Below are 23,485 nucleotides of genomic sequence, written 5' to 3'. Positions count from 1 at the left end.
CGAGACTGCAAGAGCTCACGGCAGATCTGCTTGAACCAACTCTGCAGATTGCGCGCATACTATATGCGCGCCGGGACTCGGGCGCCGTGGAAGCCCTGCTCAATGTTCTGAAGGTCGATCTTCAGAATCAGGAGGCGCTGAGGCGCCTCACCCGACTGTTGGAGCGGCGAGAGGCTTCTGGGACACGGGCGCTCGCGCTTTGGGACAAGCTTGCGGGACTGCAACGAGGCTCGGTTCCGGCGATCCTGATCCGGGCTCGGTTGCTGGAGCTGACTGGTCGGTTTGCCGATGCTGAAATCGAGTATCGACGGGCGCTGGCCCTGGATGGGCGGCATCCGGGCGCGCTGAGCCACTTCGCGACATTGCTGAGTGGACAACAGCGCTGGGAGCAAGCGATCGAGGTACATCGTGAGCGTCTTCTGATCGAACCAGGCCGCGCTGACATACTGCTCGACATAGGCCAAGGGTACAGCCAGCTCGATCGCCTTCAAGATGCCCAGGCGTGCTACGATCGGGCGCTGGCCCTGGAGCCTTCCAATATCAGCGCTCTCAGCCATCGCGGGCGATTGTTGCGAAGTCTCGGGCAGGTCGACGCATCGATCGCAGATATGCGCAAGCTGTGTGCACTCGATCCCGGCAACACACAGGCCTGGCGAGAATTAATATTCTTTCTTGCCAGTGCGGAGCGCGAAGCTGAGGCGCTTGCAGCGCTCAATGATGCCGAGGCAGCCCTTGGCAGGACAGCGCAGACATGGATGGCGCTCGGCAGCGCAGCTGCCGCCGCTTTGTTCGAGGAACGCGCGATCACGTACTACGAGCGTGCAATCGCTGCCGAGCCGGGAAATCCGGCGTGTCATGCGCAGCTCGGTCTGCACTATCTGCGCCAGGGCGTACCGGATGGCGCTTTTCATCACCTGCTCGACAGTCGCGACCTCGATCCCGACAACGTCGAGGTGGCAAAGGGCCTGTTCGACACGACCCGGCTTCTGTGCGAGTTGGGCGTCGATCACATGGCATTGCGGCGGCGAACGCGGACGATTGGAGAAATCCTCGTCCCCGAGCGGCTTTTCGCGCATGTCCGGCGCGTCGCAGAGACCAAGGTCGCGCCCTACGAACCGGTGGCGAACCGCATCGTCGCCATCAGCGCTTCCCTGGCACCGGGTGGTGCCGAGCGCCAGCTGGTGAACATGTTGCGCGGGTTGAGCAATCCCGCCCTCGGCCTCGATCTTGCGCTCTTCTGCATATCGCTCTCGTCACGGTGGAGGCGAGATTTCTTCCTGCCTCTGCTCGACAATACCGGCGTCGAGATCGTGGTGCCCGATCCGCGCGCCACCGAAGACTACCTGTGGAATCCCGAGGTCGCTCCCTTTGCCGGCGTGATTCGGCATTTCCCGACTGACATGGTGGGGCCGATCGCCTTCTGGTTGCTGGAGTTCCGCCGGCGCCGGCCGCAGGTGGTCCATGCCTGGCAGGATTCGACCAACCTGACTGCCGTGGTCGCGGCCTTGCTGGCCGGCGTGCCGAGGATCGTCCTGTGTTGCCGTAGCGTTCGCCCCGATAATCGGTGGCGCCGGCTCCGGCGCTTCATGGGGGAAGCATACCGGGCGGTGCTCGATCATCCTGCGGTCGTGCTGAGCAACAACAGCCGTGCTGGCGCCAATGACTATGCGCAGTGGCTCGAGCTCGAACCTGAGCGCGTCGAGGTCGTCTACAACGGCATCGACTTCGATCGGCTCGACAGCGCAGTCGATCCCGAGGAGACGGCCCGGGCGCGGCAGGAGCTGGGCATCGCGCCTGGCGCACCCGTGCTCGGCGGCGTCTATCGCATGAGCGAGGAGAAGCGGCCGCTCCTGTGGCTCGATGTCGCCGCGGCGGTGGCGCGGCAGAACGACACCGTGCATTTCGTCGTCTGCGGCGACGGCCCGATGCGCGACGAGATGCGCAGCCATGCGACGACACTCGGCATCGCCGACCGCGTGCACCTGCCGGGCGCCCGATCGAATATTGGCTCGTGGTACAAGATGATGGACGTCGTGCTGCTGACGTCACGACACGAGGGATTGCCAAACGTGCTCCTGGAGGCGCAATCTCTGGGTGTACCCGTGGTGGCTCCCAATGTCGGCGGCATGAGCGAAGTGATCGAGCAAGGGATCACGGGTTGGACTATCCGCAATGCCGATGCGGCAAGCTTGGCGGAACGCGTCTTGCATTGCCTGACAGATCTCGATTGGCGACAGAATGCGGCCGAGCGCGCGCCGCGATTCGTACGGGACCGTTTTGGCGTTGCGACCATGTTGCGGCGCAATCTTGAAGTCTATGGGATGGCACACGAAGCTCGGTAGACCTATCGGGAGCGGATGCTGAAAATGAGTCTGTCGACGGCTGACCTCGCCGAAATCCTCAAGAAGCGGCAAATCAAGGCGGTGTACTATTTCCACACCGACCACTTCGAGCCGTGGTCGCTTGGCATCAATGAGAGAACCGCCCGAGGCGTGGAGCGAATGCGCGAGATGTCGGCCGCATCGCCCTTCGCGCGCAAGATGAGTCTCTTCTATTGCCCGTTCGTTCCCTACAACATCGATCTCAGCGAGACCAAACGCGCAGCCGGGTATCGGGTCGATGGAGACGCGGTCGTTTTTGGACCGCGCACGGCCGACCAGGAAAGGTTGGCCCGCGATGTCATCCGGCCGCTGGTCACCGAGGACCGGCACGAGATGCACCTTCACGTCCATCACGAGTTCTGGACGCGCAACGACTCGAATTTCGACGCTGCCGTGTCGCGCTGGGTGAACGCGAACAGCACCGCCGAGCTGGACGAGAAGCGGCTGGACCTCGGCTTCCGCGTGTTCAAGGAAGTGGTCAGCAAGGAGACCGGTGAGCCTTTCGATCGTTGGGCCTTCATTCATGGTAACTGGGCGCTCGCCGGCTCGGACCCGATGATCTGCAAGATCGAGAGCGAGTTCCGCATAATCATGCGGCACGGCGGGTTTGGCGATTTTTCGTTTCCAGCGGGCCGCGGCCACTGCGATCCCAGGTTGATGGCCCCGTTCACATGTCTGCCGATCGACGTGAAGCGGGCCTATGACGACCCGGCCGCGGAGCCACGTCCGATCGGGCACGGCGCACTTGAACCCGGCCGATTCTTCATCTGGAACTCACCGATCAAGGCTAACTACTCGTCGCTCGACTATTATTCGGCGTCGAACTGCGAGTTGTTCAAGGATCCTTCGCGGATGGTGTCGGAATGGCTCTCCGGCTCGGTCAGTCTCGGTGGCGATCTCTTCATCAAGACCCATGCCCATTCCATGAAGTGGGAGTACGAGATTTTTCAGCCCCATTCCCTGATCCCACATTGCCATCCCGACGTCGCCGCAATCTTCGAGGAGCTTTCGAGGGTATGCGACAGAGCCGGCGTTGAGTTTCGTCCGGTCACCGTCAACGAGATCATGCAATCGATGCTGTCGCACGATGTAGCAGACGCGCCGAACGATTCGGTAGTGGCGGCCTCCGAAGATTCGTTTCGCGTCGGCCCTTCAGCTCAAGTCCACTCCACACTCGAGGCGAAGGATCAACTCCCAAAGGGCACTAATGGAAATGCAATGACGGCTTTCGACAGGATCGCTCCCCTAGAGAGGGAGTTAGCATCTACGTTGAGCAAATGGGTGCATAACGACCCCCATGGGACTGAGAGTGCGGGTAGCTTCTATCTCGACCTGATCGATCGTGATCACATCCTGCAGGACTACGAGCGTGCTGTTTTCGATTACATCACCCTCAACTTCGCGCTCGATAGGACCCGAATCGTCGAGGTGGGCGTTGGATATGGCATCCTCAGCACCCTGCTCGCGGCGGCAGGCTACGAAGTCGTTGCATTCGAGGGCAACCCTCTGCGAATGGCAGGGTTCGAATTTCTTGCCAACTCGATCGCTGATCGCGTCCCTGGGCTTCGCGACAGGCTGCGGCCGATATCCGGCTGGTTCCCTGATGCACTTGGCCGCGCCGCCTTGGGGTCCGATCGGCGAAACGTGCTTCTGACGACGAACGTTGTCTCCTCTGCCACCGACGAGAGGAAGGAGCTCATTCTTTCCATTGCCGGTCGTTTCGACGATCTGCTAATTGATACAACTCGTTTCGGTGTACAGCGCTACGGCTCCGACGAGCAGAAATTCCGGACGTCGATTGCCAACCTTTGGAAGCCTGTATCGTCGGTATTGCGCAAGCCGCCGAACGAGATCTGGCATTTCCAACCGACTGATGCTGCCCGAAAGAACGCCAACGGCGTGGCGAGCGCGCCCAGTGGAAGAGGGTCCTTTCTGAATGACACGGCGGTGAAGGACTTTGACTCCTTCAGCACTGAGCTGTTGGCGCTTCAGCACCAATGGATGTCGGGGGAGGGGGCCGCGTACCTGCCCGATGATCTGTATGCCTCCAAGGTGAAGCGCAGCGTCACGCTCGAATCATACGAGCTGGCCATCGCGGAAGCGATTGCCCAACGGTTTGAACGCGATACGACGATCATCGAGATCGGCAGTGGGTATGGCGCTTTTGTACTTCTGCTGGCTCAGGCAGGCTTTGTGGTGCATGGCTTCGACGGCGACCGTAGGCGCTCCGTCGCCTGCACCTGGCATCTCCGACAGTATCTGGAGCGCTATCCTCACTTGGCGAGCAAGGTCAGCTTCACCGCTCGCTTCTTCCCCGATGCGCTACCCTCAGGGTTCGGTCAGAAGGTCGGAAAGCGGATCGGTGTCGCCACGAACGTTACCAACACATATACGGCGATCCATCAGGAAGCGCTGCTTTATGCAGCAAGAGACTTCGACGAGTTCATTCTGGACCTGAGCCGCTTCGGCAAGGTGCGTGATGCGCAGCCTGAGCGCGATTCTTTGCGTGATGTTATGGCGAAGTCGCACTTCGAGCCGATCGAGCGCCTATATTTCGCTCAGCCGTACGAGTACTGGCGGTTCCGTATTAGGCCAGCGTCCAGGATCTCGATTGTTGCCACAGCCCCTTCAGCGACCCAACTGATCGCTCGGGCGACGGCACCGCTCTCTCCAAGCTCGCCGTCTCCCGTGGTCGTTCTCGAAAGATAGGTGCAGCGATGTGCGGCTTGGCAGGTGCCCTTCTAAAGAACTCGCAAAGCGCCAACATCGAGGAGTTGCGCCGACGGGCCAAAGCCATGGCAGTGATTCTGCACCATCGCGGCCCGGACGGTCATGGCGCATGGGCCGACTCCAACGTCGCGTTGGCGCATACCCGCCTCGCGATCATTGACACGAGTACTGCGGCCGCACAGCCGATGCACGACGCGACGGATACGGTGCACATAGTGTTTAATGGCGAGATCTACAACTTTCTGGACTTGCGCGCGGAGCTGCTAGCTGAAGGCTATCAGTTCCAGAACCGCAGCGACACTGAGGTTCTCGTCAACGGCTATCGCAGGTGGGGTACCGAGCTATTCTCGAAGCTTGTTGGGATGTTCGCGCTCGCTATCTGGGACTCACGACAGAAGCGCTTGGTCCTGGCGCGCGATCGGTTCGGCGAGAAGCCTCTCTATTACGCCGACCGACCCGATGCTTTTGTCTTCGGTTCGGAGATCAAGGCCTTGTTGACTTGGCCGAACATGCCACGCCGTCCAAATATGGCGGCCCTGCATGACTACCTGACCTTTGGCTTCACGCTCGGCCCGGGAACCGCATTCGCGGGTATCGACAGGCTGCAGCCCGCTCATTTCATGGTCTGCGATGCCGGCAAGTGTCCGGAGATCCGTCGCTATTGGCAGCTGCCAATGCCGGGGAGTGGCCCAGCACCGGGTACGACCGCTTCACTTCAACATGAGCTGATTGAGCGGTTGCGTAATGCTGTCAGCAGCTGCCTCGTCTCTGATGTACCGCTTGGCGCATTCTTATCGGGTGGCGTTGACTCCAGTGCCGTCGTGGCGATGATGTCGTCATCGCACGGTGCGGGTATCAAGACCTTCTCGTCTGGCTTTGGCTTCGGTGACTACGATGAGACCCGTTATGCGACACGGGTCGCGGAACGCTACAATACCGACCACAATGTCTTCATTTTCGACAGTGGGCTGCTAAGCACCCTGGGGGACCTTGCCTGGCATTATGGCGAGCCGTTTTCGGATTCCTCGGCGCTCGTCACCTATGCGCTGTCACGCGAGACGCGTCGCTCCGTGACAGTGGCACTGACCGGTGACGGCGCGGATGAGACTCTGCTGGGCTATGCGCGGTATTTTGCCTATGGCGACATGCGCCGCAGCATTCCGCCCCGTGGGGCGCGCCGTATCGAGGGCTTGTACGTGTCGCCTCCGGGTAGCAACGAGGCCGGCCGAACCGCCGCTGATGGCTACGGCTACCTGCTCGAGCGCTTCCGAGAGGGACACAAGCTGGCCGGCAGCGGCCTAGCCATGCTGCCGTATCTGGGCAACTGTTCCTACGAGCGGCTGATCCCTTACTACTCTGGCGACATGATGCCCGAGGAGATGGCAGCGCGCTTTGATCAAGCTACGTACCTTCCCGATGATTTGCTAGTTAAGGTCGACGTTGCCGCGATGGCGCATGGCCTCGAGACCCGCGCGCCATTCCTCAATCACCAGCTGGCCGAGTGGGTGGCCTCTCTCCCGCCGGACCGCAAGATCTGGGGTCGCGAGGGAAAGGCTCTCCTCAAGAAGGCGCTTGAGCCCTATGTACCGCATGAATGCATGTACCGTACGAAGGTCGGGTTCCGCGTTCCGGTCGCCAAGTTCATGAGGGAGGAGATCCGAATCCAGACGGACGCGATGCTGCTCGGCGAACGCTTCCTCGATCGCGGCATCATGCGCAAGGAGTTCATTAGGCAGATGCTTGTCGAGCATCGGGCGGGACAGGTGGAACACGGCACTCGTCTTTGGTCGCTCGTCTGCCTTGAGATGTGGTACCGGACATGGATCGACAGCGACAGTAACCACCGCCTCGCCGAAGTCGACGATCCATTTGTCGGTCTTTCCAGGACCGAGCAAGACCGCCGGATATCCAACGACGGTCCGAGGGCAGTGGCCGAGCTGGAGGCCAAGTGATGCAGGCACCGGCCGAACTGTCCCTAGCTATGTCTTTAGGCAGGTCGCAGCACTACTGGACGTCTAACAACGGCAAGAGAATGCAGGGTCGCTTACCATGATAGTCTATGTTGTCGGGACGCATGGCGTCGGGAAGACCACTTTCAGTTGCAAGCTGGGGCCGGAGGCGGAAGTATGCTTTCGGGCTCCAGCCGCGGTGGAGCGGGTTTACGAAGAAGTACCGGATCTACCTTGGGTGACTGTTCGCGTACGCGAAGGTCAAACAGTTCAGCCTGAAATACGGTTCGGCACGGCGCACGGCCTATTGCGGCATGACTTCGGTGAGCGCGATTTGTATAGACGTTTGGCTGACATTCCGCACAATGCGAGCGTGGTAAGAGTCTCCGCCGACGCCTTGCATGGCGCTCTGTTGAACGGGCTGTCGAAGAACGAGAGCGCCGAAGCGATGCAGGCGTTCAACGATCGCCTCGAGAGCCGATTTGATGTGGTCGTTCACGAAACATATCCAAAGTTTCCACCGAGAGAGCAAGATCGGGTCGTCGCATTGGCAGTGCCGCTGAGCGAGGTTCGCCGCAGGCAGATCACACAACAATGGAACGGGCGAATCGACCTTGGCCGCGCACATTACATCGAAGCTGCCCGGATGTCGGCGCAACCGCAGCATCCCTATTGCTATGGTACCAAATCGTTTTCGCGGCTTTGGTGGTCGAGTGAGAAGTGGCGCCCGGTGGAGGAAGTGGTTGCCGACCAGATGAAGTTGCTTGGCAACTGGTATCATCCACACGTGTTAGCGGGTGTCTATTCCCCGGATGCTGCAGTCAACTCTTATGACGGTCGATGGCGCGCCTTAGGTGCGCTCTTCGACGACGACCTTAGCGGCACGAGGTTACTGGATATCGGCGCAAATAGTGGCTTCAACGCGTTGCGCTTTGCTCAACGCGGTGCAACCGTTGTTGCAGTTGAACCTGCCGCGCGCGTCATTGAACAGTTTCGCCTTGTTGCCGAGATGGGTTCATTCCCAATAAGCGTGTCGGATCGGGTCCAATACAAGAATTGTGCTGTAGAGACCTTCGACGTAGGTGAACTTGGCCGCTTTGACACCGTCGTTATGTCGGCGTGCCACTATTATATCAATAGAAGCTTGAATGAGCCGTTCAAGTACCCCGACAAGCCGATCGCTGTTCGTGGATTGCGAACTACGCTCTGGTCAGTACTGGATTCTATCCGCCGCTGCAGCAACCGATTGCTGATCCCTACCAATCGTGCCCATGCTGATCGGGAGAAAGACCCCTATCCCGACGCAGAACCGGAATGGATCAAGCTGGCACTGGAGTCCGTTGGATATCACAGTGTCACAATTCGCGCTGGCTATGCGCATACGCCGATCGTTGAAGCGTTCACCACTAAGCCCGCCTTTGAGACACCCGCTGAGCAATGTGCGATCCAGCCAGAAACGGTCTGAGACTAACGACGATGGTCACACGAAAACAAAGCGGGCAAGATGCGAACCAAGCGAGACATGCGGCAGGCGCTCAGCCCAGCGTGCCGTTGCTGCTATGCGGTCGAATAGAGCAACTCGATCGCTTTCTTGCTCGCGTATTGAGCCAAACAATCGCAGATCAAGGAAAACCTCGCCGAACCGCGCCATCGACTCGATTATCGACAGCAATGCCGTTTCATCCCAGCCTGCTCCGACGTTTGTGAAAACGAGAATAACGTCTTGCCCGAAGCAGTCACGCCCAGCCAAAGCGTCTGGATAAAATCCTTCGACGATCTCGTACCGGCTGTCTACTTCGGGCCAGATTCCACTCAACGCCGCTCGGATCCGCAACGCGGATTGGACCCGAGATTTGAGCGATTCAACTCCCGTGACTTTCATCCCGTTACAGGCAAGGACGCTGGCGAACGTTCCGATACCAATTCCTGCATGAACGATGCGTCGGTCTTTGAACCCACTCAACAGGTATCTGGCAAGGCTTCCCTCGTATTCGACAAGACCCCCTACCCGTCGGTCGAGTCGAGACTGGTAATAGTTGAAAAAGCCAGAGGCTTCTGGGCCTTGGTCCGCGGAAATCTCCTGCAAAAGGCGAAACAAGTAGCCGTCGAGAAAGTCCAAATTCACTAACGGTGTGAGATTCGCCCTCATGGTGGCCGTTCACATGGTGACTGCGGATGAAGAAATGTAGCACTCAATCCGTTGGTCGCAAAGCTTGTCCGAGCAACCTTTGTAAGTACGACATTTGGCCGATTGCCTGCGATCGTGGGGTCTCACCGTAGTGCGACCTGGTGGCTACCACCACTCCTGGCGCTTTGGAAAAGGGTGGACCCGATGTAGGATGAATGGAAGCAGGTGACAGCAACAGCTGATTTCCGCCTCTTGCTCTCCAGTCGGCCGCAATGTCACATACGGAGGCTTGAAAATGAGGAAGAGGTCTTGCGCGCTCTCTTCGTTGGTCGGGTTACTTGTCGCGTGGAGTGGCATTGCTCATGCGGGAAACCCGCTCCCGCCCGATGTCTCCATGCGCGTTGGCCTCGCACAAACTTGGGTCTACCGTTGGACCGCAGAGCAGTACAAGATGGATCTTGGGACCAGGGACTTCATTTGGAGCAACGATCCGGGTTCACTCCAAGGCGGCGCCTCTAAGCTCTGGTTCCCATCGCAGAGCTTTAGTGGCTTCTATATCTCGGTAACACGCGTACCTGCGAAGCCACGTCGTTACGGGCCGGTCACAGTCCTCTCCGCTTGTGGGGGACGCGATCAAGGATGTCCGCTAAGCTGGTTTCAGGCCAATCATCCAGATTGGATTGTCTTAAAGCGTGACCGGGCGACACCGGCTTACCAGTACAACGACCCGACATGGGTTCCGCTCGACATCAGCAATCCGGAAGTGCAGGCATGGATCGAGGTGAACTTTGTTCTGCCTGTGCTGACTGCAGGCTATCAAGGCATAAGCATCGACAACGTCAGCGTACAGAACCCGTTCAACGAAGAGGGAGTTTGTTCAGTCGCGATTGTCAGCGGCAACTGCGCTTCGAATGGAGGAACGTGGAAGCAACTTTATTCTGGCGAACGCTACAATGACCGGACGTTTGTAGACAACCGTGTAGCCTGGCTTGAGAGACTGACGCGCTTAGCACATTCTCATAACGCCTCGACAACGGCCAACGTCACATACGATCCCCGCGACAAGGGCGGGACTGCTCGCCTCATCGGAGCGGTCGACATCTGGTACAATGAAGAGGGATTCAACGGCTCCAATCCAGCTACCTGCCAGATTGGCGGCGGCGGCAAGTACAAGATTTTTGACGACGGCTGGACAGGCAAGGTTAACTTTATTCGCAGCCTGCACGGTAAGCCCATGGTGCAAGAAGCGGCGATTTGCCCGCTTGTGTCTCCAGATCGCCGCGTCGTCGAATACGCCATGGCGAGCTACTATATGACGAAGTCGAAGCGAACGTATGTCGCACCATATTTCGACAGTCAATCAGCGTTCGAAGATCACTCTTCTGGCGGAACTTGGCCAGACTTTTCCTATCAGCACGGCAGAGCGGTCGATCCGGAGCCAGTTGTAGTCAATGGCGTATACAAACGCGCCTTTGCGCAACTCGTCGCTCTCATAAATCCCTCTTCGACCACAAGTGTAACTTATGATCTAGGTGAGCCGTATCGTGACTTTGCGGGCGTTCGATACACGGGTCGGATCACGCTCCCACCACGTACAGGCCGCACCTTGCTCCCGGTCGGCACTCGTTAAGTGACAGGTCCAACCGCGATCTTATCTCCGTCAACAGTGTAGGCTCGCAATTCCATTCTCTGACAATACCTCAAGAGCATGTTCCGGTAAGCCTCAGGGTCCGCAGTGTGACGTGCCGTAGTCTTGTCCGCTGACCAGGAGAATCCACCTTCGAACTCCAGCCCGAAATTGTATCTAGGCGGCAGCCAGGACTTTCGACACAAGTCAACGACTTGCACATCGCGAAATCCCTCACCTCGCATTCCCAACAGGTTCGTCGCACTGATTGGCTCGCCGTCTCGGGACATCAGGGCAACCCCGAAGTCAGCATCGACAACCATCCCTCCCATTCCATTGCCAAGATTGACCTCGAGCAAGATATGCCCGTCACCCGATTCGGCGTTGGCCATGTGCAGTCGTCTGGCATCGAATCCCGCTCGAAGAAGAATCAGCGAAAGAAGTGCCGTCGAGTGCCCACAATGCAAGCCGATAGGCTGATCCGAGCGAAACAGCTTCTGTAAAGCAAAAGAGAAGTCGTACCGTGAGTAGGTCGAAGAATCTGGCGTGCACCTAGCAATGTCGCTTCGAGAGTGAAAAATGCACCCTGACACAAATGCACTAATCTGTAGGCACTTTTCCAAGGGTAAAGCCAAATCTGGAAGTATTAGTAGCTTTCTGGTCGCTCCATAGAAGTACACGAAGAAGCATCCGGTGCAGCCAAAAGCCACATAGTCCGCCTCAATCCTGACGAGTTCGACCGGGTGCCCAAGCTTTTGTCCAGGAACAGAAAAGCAAGAAACGGTTTCCCGCCAAGTGCGAAGCTCCATATCCGTCAGTCGAGCCTGAAGGCCGAGTCTTGCCAGCGACAACTTCCTGGCGCTGAATATACCAATCCTTTCGAGGCTGTTCGGAACCGCGTCTCCCTGCCCTTCGATATCATTGTTCATCTCGGACGAGCCTTCAGTTGTGGCGATCCAAACCATCGTTTGCTTGGGGAATGAACGGGCTGCTCTTGCCTCGAGTGCGAGATCGACTTCGCTTTCGCTTCGAAAGCTGAAAATCCACTATCGAAAGACTGCGCTCAACCATTGCACCCATTCCTTCGAATCGATTTACCAAATCTGTTTGCGTGACGAAAATCTTCTCCTCTTCAGACCAAGCTTGATTCAACTGAAACACGATCCTTGATTCTTCCTTCAACAGATTCAATCGGAGATCTTCAATCAGAAAATCCCAATCTTCGTTGGACCAATAAGCGCGCTTACCTTGAACATTGGGAAGCGAATCAAAGCTGATTGCAAAGGCTACCACGAGGTCATAAGGTCCTCCGGCTCGTGGAAGAGGCACACGTGGGCGGATGCGGAAACTGATCCGCTTAAGCCCAAAGATATCGGCGATATCGTCATAGAACGTATTTTCTATGTCAAGATTGGTTGAGGTATGGCCGAGATATCTCGCAAGCGCTCCAAAGTGACAAGCGCCGCAACCCAGATCGAGGATGTGCAGCGGTGGCGAATCCTGGAGCTTGATGGGATAGTGCTTTATCTTTTGCGCAACCCAGTACCCGACGTCTAGATACTTGAATTGACCCCGGATTCCTTCAGTGGCGATTTGAGAACGGTACTTGGATTGAAGTTCTGTGATACGCTCCTTGTCAAAGGAATCAAAGAACCCATCCATAATTTTGCTTTCGGCAGGGTCGAGCGAAAAATGCGTCTTAGCAAACGCAATCTGCTCCGAGACAGGTCTGTCCGGTCTAAAAGACACGCTAGTCACCCCTTCAGTTGTATGCAGCGTGAACTCGCCTCTGATGTTGATAGTGCAGTCTCGGTCCCTATCTTTTCTCGAGGGTGGCCCGATACTTGATGTCTGCTTTCAACTCGACCAAGTTCGCGTCCAGCTGTGCAATCACCCAGTCCAAGCCGTGACGATCGATATAAATCGGCTCACCTACCCTGATTTGCAGCTCGTTCTCGGGTCCATAATATTGGGCCGTAAAATGAATGCGCCCACCCGATCGGAGCATGCGAAACATTTTCTTCAATACATGCAACGGTGAACGCACATGTTCGAAAGCCTCGTTGAAGACGATGAAGTCAACGGTACCGGGCGTAATGTACGCGTCCAGGTCGTCCAAATCGAGATCGGCAACGGCCGCGTCAATACCCAACTGTTTCATCCATTCTACCGACGGAGCGGACAACTCGAGGCCGAAGAGCCGTAACTCCGGTCGCTTTTCTTTGTATATCGCTAGCACCTGTCCCGATCCGCAGGCCGCATCGACTACGAAACGCGTTTCGGCCGGGAAGAGGGCTTCGCAGACGCCAGCCGTGCCGCGAAATGGATCCAGACCATGCTGCTTGAAGGAACGCACCTTTGAAGTATCTTGCTTGTAAGCTCCTTGATCGTCATCTTTTGGATTACGAAAAATCGAGTGACAATCGGCACAAATATCGAACCCAAAAATCTCTTGGGGTACCTTGAGCAAGGGCAGGTAGTCCAGATAAGTGTTGTGATGTGCTTGGCCCGGTGCCTGAAGGTATGTGCTTCCGCCGAGGCGGGACTGCGGCAGACTCCATAGTCGAGTGATGTGACGGCTGTCGCAAACCGGGCATCCACTCAGCTTTACAGATCCAGCAAGAACGAAGTAGGAATTGAAGCGTCTGAAGGGACTAAAAACCGCTTGGGTCGGAGTTGTCGCTTCATTTTTGATGTCACCCGCTCTGTTGAGATCAGTCGTCGGCAACTGTTCAGCCTCACGTGTAGCTGGTTCCTGCTGTTTGAAGTGCCAAATATCGGAATCACCCACCGTATGCACGCGCCCAACTTCGGTAAATCCGGCCCGGAGCAGCTCGCCGGCAAGTTCACGCTGCGACGCGTGATCGCGGACAATCCCGAATCGAGACAGATCGAGGATGAGATGATCGAATCGCCTGAGGGCCGTCAGAATTGCCGCAAAATTGTCCATTATGTGGGTGCTCGTCACATTCGTCGAAACCAGAACCGTAGGACCACTGGTCTCAAGTGCGCTCAACGCGAGTGCATCAGGGAATACGCCCCGCACCAATGAAACGCCTCCGGTCGCGAGGCCCCGTCGTGTAAGCCCCTCCAGGAGCGACGAGGCTCCGGCGTGTCGACCTATGTCCGACTCGTAGCCGGTCACTGTAAAGCCGCTGAGCCCAAGCACCAGGCTGAATTCACCGAACCCGAATCCAAGCTCAAAGAATTTTGTTCTCGCCTCGAAGCGGTCACGGGCATAGCGAGCGATCGCGACCTCGGCGTCGACAAATAGCCGCCCGCCAGCAAGCCGTTCCATGTAGTAGCTTCCCGCCGAACGCTCGCGATTGGGGTCGGCTTTCAGCCACTCCTGCAATATAGATACTGCGATAGCATCGGCGGAGGCTAAGCCATGTGGCGTATCGAGTCCTGCGCCGACTAGTGACAAGTTGAGGGTGCTCGTTCCCATTTCTTCAGGAACCGCATTGGTTTGATCATTTTGGTTGCGCAGCACAGCAAACACCTCATCGATAATGCAAGCTTCGGTTCCACATCCGCCTCGTTACGTGACAGCACAACAAGGTCACGTGCAATTCGGCGTCGAGGGATGTCTCGCTATCAGTAGGCGTCGTCTGTCGCTAAGCCTATTCGGCCTTGGCGTACAGTTCAAGGTTTCGGCTGAAGGCGTGTTCGGATGATGCAGCCACGAGGCTCCACATGGAATAGAGAAGCGTCGTACTTTCGTCGGCGCGGCATCGGCGGGCGCTGTCGGCAAGGGTTGGCACAAGGTTCAGAGACCAGGGGATTCAGGCTGAGTCAATCTGCAACGGCGCATACCAAGTTGCCGAGCGCGCACTCAGGACGCCATCAGTGCACGACGTCCACAGGGCACAGATCGTGATCCTGACCTCTATGGGCGCATCAGATGTTAGGTGTAGCCTCTTCCTTCTTCAATTCGCGCGGCACATGAGGGGAGCGGAGTTCGCACGCTTGTGTGAATCCAATCACACTTGTCGTGATCTCCTTAGCGCAAGGACACGCCCATTCGGGAACGAGGTACGCTTCCGCGCCTCCGGTGCCACGTCGGAGGGGTCCCCTCCCGAAGGAAAGTGACTCTGAGGCATAGTCAGTAACGACGTCCGGGATGCCCGGGTTGCAGAATACCTTTCACGGTCGGCCGCATATGTCTTTCCCGAGATCATCGGAGACATGGGTCCATGTGCTGGACCGAGATGGGAACTCACGTTGCGTGTCTGGAAGTAGCGGCACATGAGAGCCTCTAAGGTCGGTAAGCTACGCTCGGACCTTGAAGGACCTCCGTGACTTCTTGATTACGGCGTGGAGTGTCAAACTAGCCATCGGGATGCCCACCTTGAGAAGGCGCCAAGGGGACCCGGGCCGCTTGGTAGGGAGGTGGAGTGGTGACTGCTCTGGCCAGGGGTGTAGCCATGCCGACTATGGTCGACGTTCGCATCGCGCGGCAAACCCAGCGAAGATTCGTGCTAAGATTTTCTGAAGCGGGGCACGCCTGACACTTCTCAGTTCCATTAGAGGCCGAGCATAGAGAGGAATATCCACTCGCAATGATCGCACAAAACCAGCAATCTTTCGTGCCATCGGTGCCAGTGGCTGAACTGCCGGACACGATCGAGCTCATTCGCGAGATCGACAGGGCATTGATTGAATTGCATGGTTCGCGGCTCGCCAAACTCGGCATCGACGGAAGCGGCCTGTTTGGTCACTACGCAGCCCTTGTGGCCACGGGCGCCATCCTTCGCCACAACCAGATCGAGGCGTTCAAGCTGGTGCGAGAGGTGTTGCCGGCCTACGACGAATACGTCGTTCTCCGGGCAGGACTAGGGGAACTGGCCTTCCTGCTCGAGCGGGCCGGGCTGCGCGTCATCGCTTGCGAACCGAATGTCGCCCGCAATGGCGCTCTCAAGGCGGGCCTCGACGCATTCGCGACGTCGACCAGCGAAAGGCACGGGACCGTTCGCATCGACAATGGGTTCCTGCCGAATCGTATCGATGGGCAGCGCTCGTTGGCGATTGCGACCGATTTCGTGTTCGATCTGCCGCCCGAGGCTGATGACGTATTCTGCCGTGGGCTGCTGGGCCTCGACAGCCTCCTGATCAACCCAAGGTTGTTCATTCGCCTGCGCGAATCGCCATCGGAGCAGCGCGCCGCAATCGACTTCCTCTGCGCGCTTGGTTTCGCCGAATCCGCCGAGTTCCCGCAAGCCGGGCTTGTGCGGGTCAGGAACTTCGATCTTCGCTCGGCCTATGGCGGCGACGCGTGAACGTCCTGGGACTCTCCTGCTACTATCATGATGCCGCTGCGGCACTGGTTCGCGACGGCGTCGTCATCGCGGCGGGCGAGGAGGAGCGGTTCACCCGGCGCAAGCATGATCAATCGTTCCCGGCCAATGCGATCCGATTCTGCCTGGAGTTCGCCGGAGTCCGGGGAAGCGACCTCGATCTCGTCGTTTTCTACGAGAAGCCGCTGCGCAAGCTGCAGCGCGGCCTGCAGATGGCGGCGCCGTTCGGCGCGAAGTCGCGGGAGACCGTAGGTCGCCATATCCGGCACTATGTGCACCAGGTGACGACTCTTCCCCGGTTGCTGGAAGACACGATCGGCTATCGCGGCGAGCTGCAGTATTGCGAGCATCACCTCTCGCATGCCGCGTCGTGCTTCTATGCCTCGCCGTTTGCCGAAGCCGCCATCCTGACGGTCGACGGGGTCGGCGAATGGGTAACCACGGGGCAGTTCCTCGGCAACGGAAGTCGCATCGAATCCGTGCGCGAGATCCACTATCCGCAGTCACTCGGCATGGTCTATGCGGCCCTGACCGCGTATCTCGGCTTCGAGGTGAACGAGGGCGAATACAAGGTCATGGGCCTCGCTTCCTACGGCGAGCCGGCGTACGCGGCGGAGATGGCAAAGCTGATCGCGCTCAATCCCGACGGCAGCTTCCGGGTCGACCTTTCCTATTTCGACTATGTCCATTCGCTGGAGCGGATGTTCTCGCCCAAGCTGGTCGAGCTGCTGGGGCCTCCGCGCCTTCCGTCGGCGCCGATCGAACGCCGCCACAGGGATATCGCCGCATCGGCGCAGGCACTCATCGAGGAAGCCCTGATCAACCTGGTTCGATCGCTGCGCGATGTCTGCGATACGCGCAATCTCTGCCTGGCGGGCGGAGTCTCGCACAACGTCGTTGCCAATTCGGCGATCCAGCGCTCGGGTTTGTTCGACAGGATGTTCATCCAGCCGGCGGCGGGCGATAGCGGCGGTGCGATCGGCGCTGCGCTGGAGGGCTATTGGCGGGCGGGCGAATGGCCACGAATTCCGCAACCCGACTACGATACCTGCCTCGGGCCGGCCTTCGACGAGCCGACCATCGTCAAGGCGCTCGAAGCGCACGGTCTCGCCTACCGCAAGCACGCGCCCGACGAGCTATGCCGCGCGGTGGCCCGGCTGGTGCATGACGACCTGATCGTCGGTTGGTTCCAGGGACGGATGGAATTCGGACCACGGGCCTTGGGGCACCGCAGCATACTCGGCAATGCCTGCCATGCGGAGACAAAGGAAATCCTGAACCTTCGGGTCAAGCTGCGCGAGGAGTTTCGCCCCTTCGCGCCGGTCGTGACCGAAGACGCGCTCCAGGCCTACTACGACCAGCCGACTCCGAGCCCGTACATGCTCTACGCGCCGCGCGTGAAGCCCGGCCTGGAAGCCCGCGTACCGGCCTCGACCCATGTCGACGGAACGTCGCGGGTGCAGACCGTTTCGAAGGCGCAGGACCCGCTGTTCTATGGACTGTTGAAGGAGTTCGAGTCGCTGAGTGGCGTGCCAGTCCTCATCAATACCTCGTTCAACATCAAGGGCGAGCCGATCGTCTGCACCCCGGAGGACGCCGTCAGATGCTTCGTCGGGACTGACATCGATTACCTGGCCATCGGCGATTTTCTCGCCGAGAAATCGTTCTGAGGAGCCCCTGCGTGAGCGAAGAACGGACTTATCCGATCGAAATCATCCGCGAGCAGCTCGCCCGTCACCAACGGGATGCCCGGGCGGTCGCGGCCATCGAATGGCTGGCCGAGATCATCGATCTTCTTGGCAAAGAGGCGGCGGCAGTGCCTCCGCCGGAGCAACGCGTGGAATCGATCCCGAGATACACCTATCCACACTGACCTGTCGTCCCAAGGTGCGTGCGGCGGCATCGCCGCCAGGAGGAAGGCCCTCGTAATGGCTGCTCTCGCAGAAACGCGCGATCTCGGCTCCCACCTCCCGCTCCCCGGCTCAGTCCAGCGCCTGTGTTGCATCGGCGATTCGATCACTTACGGGCAAGGCGTGGCGCCGGACGAGACTCTGGCGATGCACGTCGCTCGACTTGCCAACATGGCCTATCCGGATCATCTCGTGTGGGTTGACAACCTCGGCCAAAGCTCGGGGAACCTCTGGCATTCCTGGGTGCCCTTCGCCCGCCTGCAGGAAACTGTTCGCTACGACGCGGCAATCTTCAGCCTCTGCCAGAACGACGCCCAGATCTTCGAAGGCAACACCGTTCGCTACGATGGCAAGGCTCTCGAGACGTGGTTCAAGGACGGTGCGCTCGCTCCGGTCGTGCGCCGGACGCTCGGCGCCATAGCGCAATCGGCGGCACAACGCGGCCATTGCGTCATCCTTGATTTCTATACGCTCTGGGACGGCGATGCGCCGATCGTCGAGGCGCTTGCGCAGGAGTGCGAGACGATCGGCCTGCCCTTCGTCGACCTGCTGCGCTTCCTCAAGAGGGACAGCGGAAGATCGGTGTCCGAGTTGGTCGCTTCGCCGTTCGACGGTCATCCCTCCGGCAACTGCCATGAAGCGGCGGCGCGCCGCCTGGTCGACGAGCTGCGCGCTCGCTGGGTCCCAGCGCCAGCCCACGGCGCGCTGAGCGAGCGTCTGGTCGAGGTCTGCGATCAGGCAGTGCGAGACGGCTGGTCGCCGGACGACGTCTTTCATTGGGCGCTGCTGGTCCTGGACGCCAAGGAGGTCGTTGCCCGACGCAAATGGTGGCGGCCTTATCACGACCTTCGCCAATGGTGGAAGCCGGGGATGCCTTCGCCAGGCAATCTGGCGGCCGCGCGAGGAGCCATCGAGGACCGCTACGGCAAATGGCGCGCCGATCGGGCGACCAAGGCGCAGGCGTACCTGTTCGACCGGCGGCGCGACGAGCTGCAGGTCATCCTGGAGCGGGCGTTCGCCTCGATGCGCAACCTCGACGAGCTGGCATTCACCCTCGAGCACTTCCAGGACAGCGGCACGATCGCCGAACTCTGGAGCCTGATTGACTCGGCAGGCTACTACAACGAGGACGGACGGCTTCAGGCGCTCCCGGCGGACCTGAAGGCGCGCCTAATCGCCATGGCAGGTGCTTCTTCCCCGCCCGATGAGCCGGAAGCGTCGATGCCGGTCATGCGCCAATGCCGGCAACTGCGTCGCGACCTTGCCCACGATGCAGGGCGGCTGGCGGCGCTGCTTCCCGACAGGGTCAGAACCGGCATCTTCGATCCCCAGCTATCGAGGCTTTGGCAGGTGGTGCACTACACGGCCAATGCGGCGCGGGCGTACCTCGCGCAGTTCGACCAGGTGATGTCCGAGCTTCGACCGGCGGTGGCAAGGCAACCCGTGTTCTTCACGAATGTCGATGTCTGGATAGAGCGCGACACTCGTCGACCCAAACGAGGGGGCCTGTTCAACCTGACGGTCGAGGCCGACTACATCGAACCGCGTCGCACCAGGCAAGCCTGCAAGCTGTGGGGTGGCAGCGATGTCGATTCCTTTCACTACCATTTCGAGTTGCCGCTTCTGCTGCTGGGCGACATCGCTGTCGGAGTGCCGGATTGGGATGACCTGCACCGTCGCTTTCTGGAGGGAGACCTGCGGATTGCGCGCGTCGAGATCTCGAACAGTCCGGGTAACGATGCGCCAAGGAGCGGCCGCTTCGTCTGGGAGCCGCGACCCGACGCCAGATCGATGCATTGGTTGAAGTTCGACCGTCTTCTGGTTCCCGGCTGATTTCGGTCGAACGGCCCTACTTCTCCAGCACGACGAAGTAGCGCGTGTCGCTGGTCGTCATGTCGACGATCCGGCAACCGAGCCGCGGCAGCTCGTCGATGACCTTCTGGCCGATGTAGATCGGCTCGCCGGGGCGCACCGCGGCCTTGACGTCGCGGCCGTAGCGCTGGGCGGTGAAGAAGAGCCGGCCGCCGGGCCTCAACGCGGCCAGCAGCTTTCGCAATCCGTCGATCGGCCGTTCGACATGCTCGAACGCCTCGCAAAAGCTGACGAAATCGACGCTGCCAGCGGCGACGATGCCGCCGAGTTCATCGGCGTCGATGTCGAAGACATGGGCCTCGAGGCCCTCCTTGTTCATGTGCTCGACGTATTTTTCGGACAGTTCGAGCCCGATCAGCCTCTGCCATCTATTCTTGCCGCGCTCGCGTGCAACGTGCAGGTACTGGCCGATGCCGCAGGCGGCATCGATCATGACCGTCCCGTCCTCGGGGATCCAGCGCGCGAACTTGCGGTAGACCTCTCCGTAACCCTTCCATTCCGCCGCGCTTCGCATCTTGCGGATGTAGTGATCGGTCGTGCGATAGCCGTCCTTCTGCCGGCTCGGCACCGGGTTGAGAAAGATGCTTTCGCAGGATTCGCAGAAATCGAAGCAGAACAGGATCCCCGGCACCTGCAAGGTCGGGATTTGGGTGAAATAGCCCCCGAATACCGTCAGCGGCTCCTCGAGGTCCGTCATCGGCATGCGCCACAACGGTACGATGTCGACGGAGCGGCAGACCGGGCAGTCGGGCAGACGCCTGTCGCCGAACACGGAGAACAGCGAGCCCGTCGGCAGGATCGAAGTCTCGGTCGTCGCGCGACGCGCCGTCAGCTTCGTCATGCGGCTGCGCAGGCGCCAGTATTCGTAGGGTGGCTGGAAATACAGCCGCTCGACCGGCCGGAAGGCGTCCGTCGCCAGTGTTGCCCGCAGCTGAGCGCGCTCGGCCTGGCTGTCCCGCGTCCGTCCAAAGCGGCCGAGGTCGAGGATCATCTCGTCGAACTGGGTCGCGGCTTCGACGATCGCATCCTGGTTGTCGCTGCTGTAGGTGCTCGTGATATTGGTGGCGACACCGAGATTGATCTTGTCCTTGGCGAGCGCGGTCCGGAAAAAGACTTGCGGGAACATGCCCTCCGGCGCCAGCAGCAGCCTGCCGCGCAAGGCCGGGTGGCGCCGGATCTGCTCATCGAAATGCCACTGTGCCGCGGCATGGCGCGCAGCGTTACCTTCGAAGGCATAGACCTCGAAACCCATGCGCGCCAGCAGGATGGAAAGTCCACCCCAGCCCGAGCCGATCTCGATCACACGCGTCGAAATGGCCGGAAAGCGTTCGCCAATCTCCGTCGCGATCGCAACTTCATAGCCTTCGAGGGGCGTGCGGGCCTCGAGCTTGGCCTCGTAGAGCTGGTCGACGCCGAATCGGGCGCCCTCGCCGGCCTTCCAGGTGCGATGCAACGTGGCAAGCTCATGGACCATGGCGTTGATTGCCACCGGTGGAAGAGGCGCTTCCAGCGGCGCAGCACCCGTCGCCGGCATGACGACGTCTCCCGCCGCCTCGACCGGTCTCGCGGTCCTTTCCAACACCGGCGCTTCGCGCCCGCCGTCGAGCGCACCAAGAATCTCCATCACGTCGTTCACCGTATGAAACTGAAGCTCGACGCCCGCCCGATCGCACACCCGTGCAAGGCAGTCGAAGATGGCGACGATGTCGGGATGGCAATGGGGAATGTATGAATCGGCTTCGGCCAGCCGGTAGTCCGCCTTCATCGAATGGGCGTGGGTCTTGATGTAGAGCCTTTCTCCAAGGCAGACCGACTTGGCGATCCACGTCGCGACCACGCGCTCGGGAGCCTTGAACAGGGCGCGGTTGGTCGCCGAATAATAGTCGAGCGACGAATCGACCGACCTGATCGGAGCGTTCCAGATGAAGAACCGCTCCGGGGCCAGGGCCGCCGTGTCCCTGTCGACAGGCCGTGGGTCGGCGCGCCGATCGTCGTAGGCGCGCGGCAGGTCGAGGGGCAGGCAGGTGAACGGCCTCTTCAATTCGGGATCGCAATAGCTGCGCCCGGCCGGGAAGGAGAAGTCGCCGAAGCCGCCATGGCGCATGATCATCGCCATCTCGCCGCCCACCTGGCAGATCTGCGGATCGGAGGCATTGAGCGCCCAGTTGCCGTGGATGAAAGCCCAGCGCTCGAACGGCGCGCCGATCTCGCGTGCGATCGCCTGCCCGGCCAAGTCGAAATGCAGGTCGAGCCGGCTGTCGTCGGCGTGAGGCGTGCTGCAGGCGTTGACCCAGCGCGATGTCGCGCTGTCGAAGCGCGAGCTGTTGCGCGTCCAGTATTCGTGATGGACGTGCAGATGCATCTCGTGACGGTCGGCCAGAAGAAGCGGGCGGATCACCTCGCGCGCCAGCTCCTCCTGTCGCGCCGACCTGCCGCAGAACACGACGCCGTCGCCCGGCACCATCGAATCGTCCGGGCCGGGCGGGCCTTCGGAGGTGGGGCGGTACGGAATGAAGACGCTGTAGAACAGGCTGAGGCGCCGGGCATAGGGTGAGCGCCGCGCCATCGCGGCCATGCGTTCGACGGCGCGGGCGCTGGTTTCATCGATGCTGGTCGACCACGGCTCGAAATGGTCGGTGTGAAAGTAGCTGACCGCCGTGGCCCCGCGGCTCTTCAGCAGATCGGCCAGCGTGTCGATAGTCATGGCACGGCGTGCGCCGGCTTGAGGTGATGGTAGAACGCATCCGGCGGACTTTCGGCGATCGGAGTCGCGGTAAATCCCTGCGCTTCGAGCTGGCCGACGAAGGCCTGGCGCTCTTCCGGCGTATCCCTCATCTCGCCGAACAGCCTGGTGTCGAGGATGACGTCGCCGCAGGTCTTCAGCGACGCCATGATCCGGGCACGCTGCGCGTCCGGCCAGGTCGTGACGCAGTTCGTGAAGATCAGCACCGTCGCCGGCGCCAACCAGGGCGTGCCGTCGAGCGCCGTCGGAAACGCGTCGCCGATCAGCTGGTAGCGTTCGGCGGCGGCCGGCCAGGCTTCGGCCAAGGCAGCGTGGACCTGCCCAGCTGCTCGAATCCGTCCGGCATCCTGCTCGAGGGCGGCTACCGTGTAACCCGTGACCGCCAGGGCGGACGGCAAGGTGCCGAGGCCGGTTCCGGCATGCACGATACGCCGGCTCTCCCGATCGAAGTGTGCCTGCACATAGTCCACCAGCATCCGGTCGTAGTGGCTGAGCGCGAAGCCCACCTCCTCCACTCTCGCGCGATAGTAGTTGTACAGGCCCGACTCATCCACGCCTTCCGACTTCAGGATCTGGACCATGACCCGGAACAGGTAGCCATCGAGGAAAGTCAAATCACCAGAACCGGCCTGACGCTGCATCGATCAGCTCCAGAGTGCAGGATGAACCGACAGTCCTAGAACCTGCAACGAAACAGATGCTCCAGTCGTGACGACACCCCTGTCATCCCGAGCGGCAGCGAGGGATCTTCGAGGCGAGCAGCAAAGGTCCCTCGCCACGCTCGGGATGACAGCTATTCCGGGGCACCTGTCTCGTGACGGGCCGATGGCCGAATCATGGGGCATCGC

15 protein-coding genes are annotated in these 23,485 nt (G+C 59.9%); 9 read left to right on the top strand and 6 right to left on the bottom strand.

The genetic code is table 11. The annotated features are described in order from the left end of the window. The 4 genes from ACILR9_RS32495 to ACILR9_RS32480 form a co-directional block, all read left to right on the top strand. On the top strand, positions 1-2,342 hold a 2,342-nt coding region (locus tag ACILR9_RS32495; protein WP_395714137.1), incomplete at its 5' end, for a glycosyltransferase. A gap of 24 nt (positions 2,343-2,366) precedes the next feature. Next, positions 2,367-5,090: a hypothetical protein gene (locus ACILR9_RS32490; protein WP_395714136.1), complete on the top strand. Its 2,724-nt coding sequence runs from the start codon at positions 2,367-2,369 to the stop codon at positions 5,088-5,090. 17 nt (positions 5,091-5,107) lie between these two features. After that, positions 5,108-7,063, top strand: a complete 1,956-nt coding sequence (gene asnB, locus ACILR9_RS32485) for an asparagine synthase (glutamine-hydrolyzing) (protein WP_395714135.1) — start codon at positions 5,108-5,110, stop codon at positions 7,061-7,063. Between the two features lie 97 nt (positions 7,064-7,160). Further along, positions 7,161-8,525 (top strand): class I SAM-dependent methyltransferase, encoded by a 1,365-nt coding sequence (locus ACILR9_RS32480; protein WP_395714134.1) that lies wholly within the window; start codon positions 7,161-7,163, stop codon positions 8,523-8,525. Between the two features lie 15 nt (positions 8,526-8,540). On the opposite strand, the gene ACILR9_RS32475 is transcribed toward ACILR9_RS32480, so the two are convergent. Then, entirely contained in the window at positions 8,541-9,209 is a 669-nt protein-coding gene (locus ACILR9_RS32475; RefSeq protein ID WP_395714133.1) for a hypothetical protein, read from the bottom strand. A 373-nt stretch (positions 9,210-9,582) separates the two neighbouring features. Between ACILR9_RS32475 and ACILR9_RS32470 the strand changes: the two genes are divergently transcribed. Next, positions 9,583-10,818, top strand: coding sequence for a hypothetical protein (locus tag ACILR9_RS32470; protein ID WP_395714132.1), 1,236 nt, complete (start codon positions 9,583-9,585; stop codon positions 10,816-10,818). Here the strand turns inward: ACILR9_RS32470 and ACILR9_RS32465 are convergent. The 3 genes from ACILR9_RS32465 to ACILR9_RS32455 form a co-directional block, all read right to left on the bottom strand. Then, on the bottom strand, positions 10,815-11,744 hold the full coding sequence (locus ACILR9_RS32465) for a hypothetical protein (RefSeq protein WP_395714131.1): 930 nt from the start codon (positions 11,742-11,744) through the stop codon (positions 10,815-10,817). The two genes, ACILR9_RS32470 and ACILR9_RS32465, sit on opposite strands and share 4 nt — an antisense overlap. Positions 11,745-11,757: 13 nt before the next feature. Then, positions 11,758-12,564 (bottom strand): hypothetical protein, encoded by an 807-nt coding sequence (locus ACILR9_RS32460; RefSeq protein ID WP_395714130.1) that lies wholly within the window; start codon positions 12,562-12,564, stop codon positions 11,758-11,760. A gap of 67 nt (positions 12,565-12,631) precedes the next feature. Then, a complete protein-coding gene (locus tag ACILR9_RS32455; RefSeq protein ID WP_395714129.1) occupies positions 12,632-14,308 on the bottom strand; it encodes a class I SAM-dependent methyltransferase in 1,677 nt (558 codons plus the stop codon). A 1,069-nt stretch (positions 14,309-15,377) separates the two neighbouring features. Between ACILR9_RS32455 and ACILR9_RS32450 the strand changes: the two genes are divergently transcribed. The 4 genes from ACILR9_RS32450 to ACILR9_RS32435 are packed head-to-tail and all read left to right on the top strand — an operon-like array spanning position 15,378 to position 19,855. Then, the gene (locus ACILR9_RS32450; RefSeq protein WP_395714128.1) at positions 15,378-16,094 is read left to right on the top strand and encodes a hypothetical protein; all 717 of its coding nucleotides are present in this window, start codon (positions 15,378-15,380) and stop codon (positions 16,092-16,094) included. Beyond that, positions 16,091-17,782: a carbamoyltransferase gene (locus tag ACILR9_RS32445; protein WP_395714127.1), complete on the top strand. Its 1,692-nt coding sequence runs from the start codon at positions 16,091-16,093 to the stop codon at positions 17,780-17,782. Before ACILR9_RS32450 ends, ACILR9_RS32445 begins: the two co-directional genes overlap by 4 nt. A gap of 11 nt (positions 17,783-17,793) precedes the next feature. After that, the gene (locus tag ACILR9_RS32440) at positions 17,794-17,985 is read left to right on the top strand and encodes a hypothetical protein (RefSeq protein WP_395714126.1); all 192 of its coding nucleotides are present in this window, start codon (positions 17,794-17,796) and stop codon (positions 17,983-17,985) included. Next, positions 17,909-19,855, top strand: a complete 1,947-nt coding sequence (locus tag ACILR9_RS32435) for a hypothetical protein (RefSeq protein WP_395714125.1) — start codon at positions 17,909-17,911, stop codon at positions 19,853-19,855. Before ACILR9_RS32440 ends, ACILR9_RS32435 begins: the two co-directional genes overlap by 77 nt. Before the next feature lie 16 nt (positions 19,856-19,871). On the opposite strand, the gene ACILR9_RS32430 is transcribed toward ACILR9_RS32435, so the two are convergent. Further along, positions 19,872-22,598, bottom strand: a complete 2,727-nt coding sequence (locus tag ACILR9_RS32430) for a methyltransferase domain-containing protein (protein WP_395714124.1) — start codon at positions 22,596-22,598, stop codon at positions 19,872-19,874. Then, positions 22,595-23,278 carry a hypothetical protein gene (locus ACILR9_RS32425; protein ID WP_395714123.1) on the bottom strand — a complete coding sequence of 228 codons (684 nt, stop codon included), beginning with the start codon at positions 23,276-23,278 and terminating at the stop codon, positions 22,595-22,597. The genes ACILR9_RS32430 and ACILR9_RS32425 overlap by 4 nt, the downstream gene beginning before the upstream one ends. Positions 23,279-23,485: the final 207 nt, after the last annotated feature.

Origin of the sequence: Reyranella sp., assembly GCF_044224635.1 — a bacterium.
Lineage (GTDB): Bacteria > Pseudomonadota > Alphaproteobacteria > Reyranellales > Reyranellaceae > Reyranella.
This window is presented reverse-complemented; position numbering and strand designations above follow the sequence as displayed.

Excerpts from the sequence above, each read along its gene's own strand:
- ACILR9_RS32490 (WP_395714136.1), top strand. The coding sequence starts at position 2,367 with ATGAGTCTGTCGACGGCTGACCTCGCCGAAATCCTCAAGAAGCGGCAA.
- ACILR9_RS32480 (WP_395714134.1), top strand. The coding sequence starts at position 7,161 with ATGATAGTCTATGTTGTCGGGACGCATGGCGTCGGGAAGACCACTTTC.
- ACILR9_RS32475 (WP_395714133.1), bottom strand. The coding sequence starts at position 9,209 with ATGAGGGCGAATCTCACACCGTTAGTGAATTTGGACTTTCTCGACGGC.
- ACILR9_RS32470 (WP_395714132.1), top strand. The coding sequence starts at position 9,583 with ATGCGCGTTGGCCTCGCACAAACTTGGGTCTACCGTTGGACCGCAGAG.
- ACILR9_RS32465 (WP_395714131.1), bottom strand. The coding sequence starts at position 11,744 with ATGAACAATGATATCGAAGGGCAGGGAGACGCGGTTCCGAACAGCCTC.
- ACILR9_RS32450 (WP_395714128.1), top strand. The coding sequence starts at position 15,378 with ATGATCGCACAAAACCAGCAATCTTTCGTGCCATCGGTGCCAGTGGCT.
- ACILR9_RS32430 (WP_395714124.1), bottom strand. The coding sequence starts at position 22,598 with ATGACTATCGACACGCTGGCCGATCTGCTGAAGAGCCGCGGGGCCACG.
- ACILR9_RS32425 (WP_395714123.1), bottom strand. The coding sequence starts at position 23,278 with ATGCAGCGTCAGGCCGGTTCTGGTGATTTGACTTTCCTCGATGGCTAC.